Origin of the sequence: Rhodococcus sp. ENV425, from assembly GCF_002887785.1 — a bacterium.
Lineage (GTDB): Bacteria > Actinomycetota > Actinomycetes > Mycobacteriales > Mycobacteriaceae > Rhodococcus > Rhodococcus aetherivorans.
Map to the genome: position 1 here is coordinate 1 of NZ_PCZU01000025.1, position 8130 is coordinate 8130.

Here is an 8130-nt window from a genome sequence, read left to right on the forward strand (position 1 = left end):
CGGCATGAAGGCCCGGCGCCTGCTCTGAACGGAGACCCTGCGGGTCGCTGACCTGTCGGCCCCTTCCCCAAGCAAACCCACGGACCATGCCCCGATACCGCGTCTCGGCCAGCACGTATGGCCGCGTGCCGAAAAGGCAAGCGGCTGAGCTGGACCCGGTCGGACGTGTCGACCCGTGCTCGATCGGGTGCCCGGTGCCGTTCACCGGGACGGTGGAATGCCGGATGCGGTTGGTTAGCGTCGGACCCGCACGGAAAACGACGTGACCGCGTGCGCCTCGGTCACCGGAACGGCCCTCGCACGCACGCAGGGAAAACACCTGTGGCCCCCGGACACGGCTGGTGACAGTCGTGTGCGAGGGCTGGTGAACGGGTCAGGACGTCGGCGGACTCGTCCGGGTCACGTCGGCGGCGCGGGACGCTGCGCCGGGCCGGTCGACGGGGTGCGCGGCGCGTGGCGCCGGCCACTCCCGGGGATGTACGCCTGGGATCGGCGTGTGGATACAATCCACCTCACGGTGCATGACAGGTCCATTCTGTCGTGTGCCCAGACCCCGGTTCGGTGTTGGCGCACCGGCCGGGGTCGCCCCGTTTTCGGGGCTGGTGCAGCGATGGTGGCACGCGGCCTGCGGGTGCGTCAACCGATCCGGTACAGACGCCAGGTCGGCTGGTTGTCGCCGTCGTTGGGGATCTCCAGATCGAGGGTCGCGATGTCGGCGCCGGTCTCGAAGACGGTGGGGTAGCGGCGGTTCACCGCATCCGAGACGCCGCGGCCCTCGTTCGGGACGGTGAGCAGATACTGCACGCCGTTCGCGGCCGGATCGTTGAGGATGCGGGTGAAGTCGGCGTCGGACGGGATGACGAACTGCTCGGGCCGGTCGGTGGCGGTGAGCACCGCGAACCCGTACACGGTGTCCATCATTACCGAACCCGGGGGCAGGCCGAGCGCGTCGAGGTAGTCGGCGATGCGACGTTCCGTGCCGAACGACGCGATGATGCGGTTCTCCTGGTCCCGCAGCTGCGACGTGTCGTCCGGATCGGGGAACAGCACGGTGCGCAGCGCGTGCTGCTCCTGCGACAGCGTCGCGTTGCCCATCGCGACGAACGTGACCGGCACCGACACCGCGAGCGCGAGCGCCCCGACCGGTGCGAGGGTGCCGCGGTCCTGCGGCCGCACCGTCGCGTGCGCGCCGAGCCGGCGCGCCCGCAGCTGCCCGCGACGGGGCGCGAGCTGCACCACCCACATCGCCGCCAGCGGCACCGCGACGAGGTAGAACCGCAGGAACGGGAACGTCATGCCGCGGAAGTACGACAGGGCCGCGAACGCCAGCACCGCCCCCAGCACGACGAACGGCACGGCGGGCTCGAAGTCCCGGCGGCGCCACGCCAGCACCGCGACGACGGGCGCGAGCAGCGGCAGCGCCGGCCCGAGCACCAGGATCTCGGCGACGGAGAACGCCAGCGCCCCCAGGCCTCCGGTGGAGCCGCCGCCGCTCTGCTCGAGGATCGCCGCGTTGCCGTACGACGACGAGAACTGCTGCAGCGCTTCGCCGGTGATGAGCCAGCTCGTCGCCGCCCACACGAGGAACGCCAACGCCACCGGGGCGGCGACGAGGATCGCGTCGAGCAGCGCCGCCCGCCACACGCGGGTGCGCCACCACGTCACCGCGACGACGAGCACGGTGACGGCCGCGCCGACGGCGAGCGCGTCGTAGCGCGCCAGATACGCCAGGCCGACGGTGATCCCGGCGACGGCGAGGTCGTGCACGTCGTCGGTGCTGATCCACCGCACCAGCCGGCGCGTCGCCCAGCACAGCAGCATCAGGAACGGCGCCTCGCTCATGCCGTTGGCGCCGTAGTACACGATCATCGGATTGAGCGCGAACAGCGCCGTCACCGTCCACACCAGCCACGGCGACGCACCGCGGTCGCGGGCGAACAGGTGGACCTGGGTGACGGCCCCGGCCATGAACGGCGCCGACATCACCACGGCCGTGAGGCCCCACCGGGTCAGCGCCGGCCACCAGTCCGACAGCGCCACGAGCGGCAACTGCATCAACGCGGTCAGGGGCGTGAACACGAACCCGATGGCCGCCAGGTGCGGGTCGCGGCTGTGCAGGGCGCTGCGCGCGGCCGCGACGCGGCTGAGCGAATCACCTTGGAAATAGGCCACATCCAGCGACAGGTACAGCCCCACCGCCGCATAGAGCAGGCAGGACAGCCAGAACACCCGGGCCGAGTCGCCTCTCATGACGACAGCCCGTGGAAGGTCTTCTCCCAGTAGGAGGGATTGCGGATCAGCTGATAGGTGCCCTTGATCGCGGCGACCGACATCATCAGCCAGTACACCGGCACCGTCAGGCACGCGAGCCACAGCGCCGAGTTGCCGGTCTCCCGGCACGCGACCAGGTTCATGTACAGCACGGCGGAGTTACCGAACACCAGCGAGATCAACGCGGGGAAGTACACGTACCAGGGGAAGATCTCCTCGATCAGGAACGGCTGCCCGAGCAGCCACGCGATGGTGATCAACCAGAACACCATGTTCAGGCACGCGATGATCGGCGTCCCGGCGAGCAGGGTCGTGAACCGGAGCATCCCGACCGTGCCGATGCCCCGCCACAGTTGTACGGGTCGTCGCACGTGCACGAGCCATGTCTGCAGATATCCCTTGTACCAGCGGGAACGCTGCCGGATCCAGTTGATCGGATCGCTGTTCGCCTCCTCCAGCGTCGTCGAGTCCAATACGGCCGTACGGTAGCCCGACTCGGCAATGCGCACCCCGAGGTCGGCGTCCTCGGTGACGTTGTACGGATCCCACGCGCCGATCTCGTCGAACACGGCGCGCCGGATGTGGTTCGACGTACCGCCCAGCGGGATAGGCGAATTCGAGTGCATCAGGCCGGGCAGCACGAAGTTGAACCACAGCGCGTAGTCGGCGGTGAACCAGCCGGTGAGCATGTTCTGGGTGCCGTTGTGGAAGGCCAGCTTCGCCTGCACGCACGCGACGTCGTCGCCGAGCCGGTCGAACGCGACCGCCACGCGCCGCAACTGCAGCGGCTCCGGCAGGTCCTCGGCGTCGAAGATGGTGACGATGTCGCCGGTGGCGAAGTGCAGCCCGTAGTTGCAGGCCTTCGGCTTGGTCCGCGGGTCCGCCGCCGGCACCAGCAGGATCTGCACGCTCTCGCCCAGACCCGCCTGTTCGGCCGCGGCGATGGTGACGGCGTCGTCCTCCTCGAGCAGCAACAGCACCTGCAGCTTCTCGGCCGGATAGTCCAGCGCGGCCATCGCCGCGATCAGATCACCCACCACCTCCGGCTCGTTGTAGGCCGGGACCAGCACCGTGTACGTCGGCAGCGCGTGCCCGGGCACGGCCCGCGCCACGTCGTCGTCGACGGTGAGGATCGCGTCGCGCGCCAGGCCGCGGGAGAACAGCAGCAGCCGGTCCGCGAGCGTCGCGATGTACCCGGCCGTGCACACCGCCATCAGCACGGTCAGCGTCGGCGTCGTCGCGAACACCAGCGCCACGATCGCCGCGGCGACCAGGCCGAGGGTCAGCCACTTCTGCCACGGCACGAACGCCACCGACGCCGACGACAGCGGCCGCTTCTCCCGCAGCCCGTACACCGCGTCGTGCAGCGCGGCGGCCTTGAACTCCTCGTCGACTAGATTCCGCGCCACTGCGCCTCCACCAGATCACGGCCCAGCTCGGTGAGCATGTCCAAGTCCTTGTACTCGGGATCGGAATCCTCCACCGACGCCCGCCCGCGCAGGAACACCGACAGCAGATTCCGGCCGTTCGACGCCATGTTCGGCGTCGGCTGCGGGAACGGCGCATCGAGTTCGTGGTTGTCGACGGTCAGCAGGCTCACCCGCTGCGCGAGGGCGTCGCCGCGCGTCCAGATGAAGTTCATCAGGCTCCAGGTGAGCAGCAACTCGTCGTCGACGACGGTGAAGAAGTCGGCCTGCACGCCGTGGCCGAGGTCCACCCGGATCTTCGGGCTCACCCGCGCCCGCCCGAGATCGTAGGAGGTCTGTACCGGATACACCTCGAACACCCCCACCCGCCGCACCTGCAGGGTTTGCACGGCGACGGTGCGCGGCCGCGACAGCCGATCCCAGTCGGCGCGCGGCTCGACGGCCCGGATCATCTGCCGGCGCAGCTGCGCGGTGGAGCCGAAATACCTTCGTGGCCAGTCGTAGTCGATGGAGTCGATCTGATACCAGCCGGTGGGGACCACCTGCGTGACGGTGCCGCTCGGCGGTGGGCCCACCGACACCGGCGTGAGCTGCTGATCCGGCAGCGGCAGCACGGCGAGCACCAGCGCGGCCGGGGCGACGAGGAACAGCGCCGAGCGCGTCGCCTCGCGCGGCGACACCGGGTTCGGGGGCAGCGTGCGCGGCGCGAGGCCGCGATACCGGTACAGGTAGAACGCGCCGCCGACGACGAGCGCCGCCGTGCCCGACGGCACGATCTGCGCGACGGCGACCCGCGCGTCCGGGTAGCGGGTGGTCACCGCGAACAGCAGCGCCAGGCCGAGCAGCATCGTCGCGGAGAAGCCGATCAGCGCGCGGCGCCGGGTGCGGCCGACCGCGACGGCGATCGCGATCGCGCCCAGCAGCACCATCAGGAACCCGGCGGCGAACTTGGTGCCGCCGAGCTGCACGAGCACCGCCCGGTAGAACAACGGCGACGTGCCCAGCAGCAGCAGCCACACCGGCCAGTACCGGGAGGCGACGCGCAGGCCGAACAGCAGCACGCACGCGCCGATCACGAACGTCCACGCCGACAGCACGTCGAGGTGCATCATCTGGTAGTTCGGCCCGTACCGCGGCAGCAGCAGCCACTTGACCGCGAGCGCGATCAGCAGGACGGCGCCGCCGACGATCCGGTCGGTCTGCCGGTCGTGGATCGGCAACTCGCCGCGGCGGCGCCGGGTGACGCCCTCGGCGGCGAGCACCGCGAACGGCGGCACGAGCAGGACGTAGCCGCCGCCCGTGCCGCGGGAGATCTCCGTGAGCAGTTGCTCCCACGTCGACCAGTACCCGAGCACGGTGGCGGCGACGATCACCGTCCACCGTGCGCTGGTGTGCGCGAACAGTGCGGCGCGCTCGGCGGTCGTGACGGTGCTCATGGCGACATCCGATCAGAGCGTGCGCGGCCGGCCGCGACGCCATCGCAGGGCCGTGACGCCCGCGGCGACGAGCCCCACGGCCAGCAGGGCGAGGCCACCGGCGAGCACCCAGCCCGTCGTCCGGCCCAGCGACTCCTGGGTGCCGGGCTCGGCGGCCGGGTCGGTGAGCGCGAGTTCGACCGGGTCGCGGTCGGCGGTGGTGAACAGCACGTCGCCGTCGAGTTCGGCCCAGCGTTGCGGGGTCGCGGCGAGCCAGCCGAGGGTGCGGTCGAGTTCGGCGGGCACCTCGGTGGCGGCGGCGACGAGGACCGTGCGGTCGCCGTCGCGCGCCACCTGCAGCGACGCGAACTCGATGTCGGTGGGGAAGGTGACGGTGGTGGCGTTCCCGGTGGCCGGGTCGAGGAGGTCGAGGGTGCGGCCCTGTGTCCCGGCGAGCGGCAGTTCCAGGGTGTCGGGGACGCGGCCGTCGGCGGCGACGACGATGGCGGGGGTGCCGCCGGTGGCGGCCTCGTCGACGCTCACCCAGTCGGGATCGAGCGGCACCGAGGTCAGGCTCTGCAGCCCGGCCACGAGCGCGACGGCCCGGGCGGTGTCGGCGATCCCGGCCTCGGTGGCGGCGACGTTCACCTTCGGCAGCAGCGCCTGCGGCAGCGACCGGAAGCCCCCGGGTAGCGGCGGGTCGGCGGGCTCGGTGGTGACGCGGCTGCCGGCGTCGACGGTCAGCGTCATCGGCTGCTGCAGGCCGCACTGGTGGGTGCCGCCGGTGGCGCGCAGGGACACCGCCACGTCGGTGGTCCGTCCGAGCACGTTGTCCGGCACCGTGATCCACCGATCGAGACGGCCGGACGCGTCGGCGGGCCACGAGTCGACGACGGTGTCGCCGACCGTCACCGACACCAGGCCGCCCTCGGTCGTGGGCAGCGGGGTGTAGGAGCCCTGCAGGTTGATCCGCAGATTGTGGGACGGCCGTCCCAGACGGGTCTGGTCGATGCCGAGCGGCACCTCCACCACGCCGACGCCGGTGTCGGTGAGGGCGCCGAGGCCCAGTTCGGCGAGCGTCGTCGCGTCGGGGGGCAGCCGCGGCGGCCGGCCGAGCGTGCCGACCGTCGCCGCCGAGGCCACCGCGACCGACGAGATGTCGCTCGTGATGAGGCGGGCCTGGTTGCGCAGGGCGTCGGCGTCGCCGGTGACCGCGAGCGCCGGACCGCCGCCGGGCACCTGGACCAGGGTGGCGGCACCGTCGCCGTCGGTCTCGAGGATCGCGATCTGCCGGGTGAACGGCCCGGCCGGGGCGGGCGGCACCGCGTCGTCGCCGGGCAGGGTCTGCACTGTCACCCGCAGCGGCCGGCCCGTGTACTGGGCGGTGACGGCCGCGGTGAGATCGAGAGCGGTGGCCGACTCGGCGGGGGTGGGGTCGGCGGGCAGCGCCAGCTCCAGCGACTCGAGGATCGGCGGCAGGAAGTCGGCGACCACGGCCGGCGGGGTCGCCGCCCCGGTGTAGCGGACGCGTCCGTCGCGCAGCACCACCGAGCGATCCGTCCAGTCCTCGGGGCAGATCCCGTCGAACGGGAGCAGGTGAAGGGTCAGGGTGACGGTGACGGCGCGGTCCGCGATCGGCGCCGCATCCAGGGGCAGCGAGACCGGCACGAGTGTTCCGGCGGCGGGCAGGTCGATGCGGGCGAGCAGTAGCCCCTGCGACTGGACGTCGATCCAGCCGCGGGCGACGTTGGCGGGCATCTGCACCGTCGCGTCGAGCGCGGCGGGCCGCAGCCCGTCCGGCACCGGGACGGTGAGGGTCGCGGTGTCGCTGTGGCCGCGGAAGGCAACCGTGTCGCCGAATCCCAGCGTCTGCGTGCCGAAGACGATGTCGCCGGGCGGCGCGACGGGGTCCTGCGCGGCGGCAGGGCCAGCGGCGAGCACGGTCAGCGCGGCCAGGGCGGGAACGAGGATGGCGTGTCCGGCGCGGCGAATTGTCTGGGTCGGCACATCGGGGACTTTACGGTTGTTCGGTACGAAATGTGGGACAAGTGCGACACGGCCGCGATAGCGTGGACGCAATATCGCTCACAGTCCTCCGCGCGTTACCCATCGGCGACCAAGTTCGTACACACTGTGGGTATGTGGTGGTGGGTTGCGGCGGTTCTGGGCGCCTGGCTGCTCGTCTCGGTGGCGGTCGGTCTGGTCCTGGGCAAGGTGCTGCGCGTGGCCGACATGGAGGAATCCCTCGTCGAGATCCAGCGCGCCGAGCGCGAGAGCGAACGTCACACCAACAAGCCCTGACATCGCTTTACATGCTTTTGACCAGCGCTTTAGTGTTTGTACTCGCGAGTAATGATCTTGAGGACTAGTGTTCCTGTGTCGCCTTCCTGTCCCCCCTGCGAAGGCGACGCTCGCAGGCCGGTAACCCCCCATCGCCGGCCCGCGCTGAGGCCCCGCCGTTTCGCCACCACGATCGGCGGGGCCTCACCCCTTTTGGGCGGCGTGCCGACCGATACGCTCGGGCGGTGACCGAGCCGCGCACCGCACCCCGCATCACCATCTCCTACTGCACGCAGTGCAACTGGCTGCTGCGTGCCGGCTGGATGGCGCAGGAGTTGCTCAACACCTTCGGCGCGGATCTGGGCGAGGTTGCGCTCATCCCCGGCACCGGCGGCATCTTCGTCGTCACGGCCGGTGATCGGGTGGTGTGGGACCGCAAGACCGACGGCGGGTTTCCCGACATCGTCACGCTCAAGCAGCGGGTGCGCGACGTCGTGGATCCCGAGCGGGATCTGGGGCACGGGGACCGGGGGAGCGGACGGTAGCGGAGGCGCCGTCAGCCTGCGGCCCGCTGTCGCAAGGAATGTCGCGAGACGAGCAGTCGGGCCAATGCGCATCCGCGTAGCGCTCGATCAGCATGTCGGATTGCTTCCGGTCGGCGCCCTCTTGGAAGAAGATCCTGTTGGTCGACCGCTTCGTATGCCGGCTGCATCTATGGCGCCGGTAGTGAGCCGTTA

The 8130-nt window shown here is 71.0% G+C and carries 6 protein-coding genes; 2 read left to right on the top strand and 4 right to left on the bottom strand.

Translation table 11 applies throughout. From position 1 onward, the window contains the following. Window positions 1-636 precede the first annotated feature (636 nt). The 4 genes from CQZ88_RS01280 to CQZ88_RS01295 are packed head-to-tail and all read right to left on the bottom strand — an operon-like array spanning window position 637 to window position 7120. The gene (locus CQZ88_RS01280) at window positions 637-2250 is read right to left on the bottom strand and encodes a glycosyltransferase family 39 protein (RefSeq protein ID WP_258008405.1); all 1614 of its coding nucleotides are present in this window, start codon (window positions 2248-2250) and stop codon (window positions 637-639) included. After that, window positions 2247-3680: a glycosyltransferase gene (locus tag CQZ88_RS01285; RefSeq protein ID WP_006934368.1), complete on the bottom strand. Its 1434-nt coding sequence runs from the start codon at window positions 3678-3680 to the stop codon at window positions 2247-2249. Before CQZ88_RS01285 ends, CQZ88_RS01280 begins: the two co-directional genes overlap by 4 nt. Further along, on the bottom strand, window positions 3665-5134 hold the full coding sequence (locus CQZ88_RS01290; RefSeq protein ID WP_006934367.1) for an archaeosortase/exosortase family protein: 1470 nt from the start codon (window positions 5132-5134) through the stop codon (window positions 3665-3667). The genes CQZ88_RS01285 and CQZ88_RS01290 overlap by 16 nt, the downstream gene beginning before the upstream one ends. 12 nt (window positions 5135-5146) lie before the next feature. Continuing rightward, complete coding sequence (locus CQZ88_RS01295; RefSeq protein WP_102799134.1) at window positions 5147-7120, bottom strand: cellulose biosynthesis cyclic di-GMP-binding regulatory protein BcsB; 1974 nt, start codon at window positions 7118-7120, stop codon at window positions 5147-5149. A 132-nt stretch (window positions 7121-7252) separates the two neighbouring features. On the opposite strand from CQZ88_RS01295, the gene CQZ88_RS29700 reads away from it, so the two are divergent. Together CQZ88_RS29700 and CQZ88_RS01300 are read left to right on the top strand one after the other, a co-directional pair. Further along, a complete protein-coding gene (locus tag CQZ88_RS29700) occupies window positions 7253-7414 on the top strand; it encodes a hypothetical protein (protein WP_006934360.1) in 162 nt (53 codons plus the stop codon). A gap of 224 nt (window positions 7415-7638) precedes the next feature. Beyond that, window positions 7639-7938, top strand: a complete 300-nt coding sequence (locus CQZ88_RS01300) for a SelT/SelW/SelH family protein (RefSeq protein WP_006934358.1) — start codon at window positions 7639-7641, stop codon at window positions 7936-7938. Window positions 7939-8130 lie beyond the last annotated feature (192 nt).

Bases quoted from the DNA above. Each gene is read 5' to 3' on its own strand.
- CQZ88_RS01280 (WP_258008405.1), bottom strand. From the start codon at position 2,250: ATGAGAGGCGACTCGGCCCGGGTGTTCTGGCTGTCCTGCCTGCTCTAT.
- CQZ88_RS01290 (WP_006934367.1), bottom strand. From the start codon at position 5,134: ATGAGCACCGTCACGACCGCCGAGCGCGCCGCACTGTTCGCGCACACC.
- CQZ88_RS29700 (WP_006934360.1), top strand. From the start codon at position 7,253: ATGTGGTGGTGGGTTGCGGCGGTTCTGGGCGCCTGGCTGCTCGTCTCG.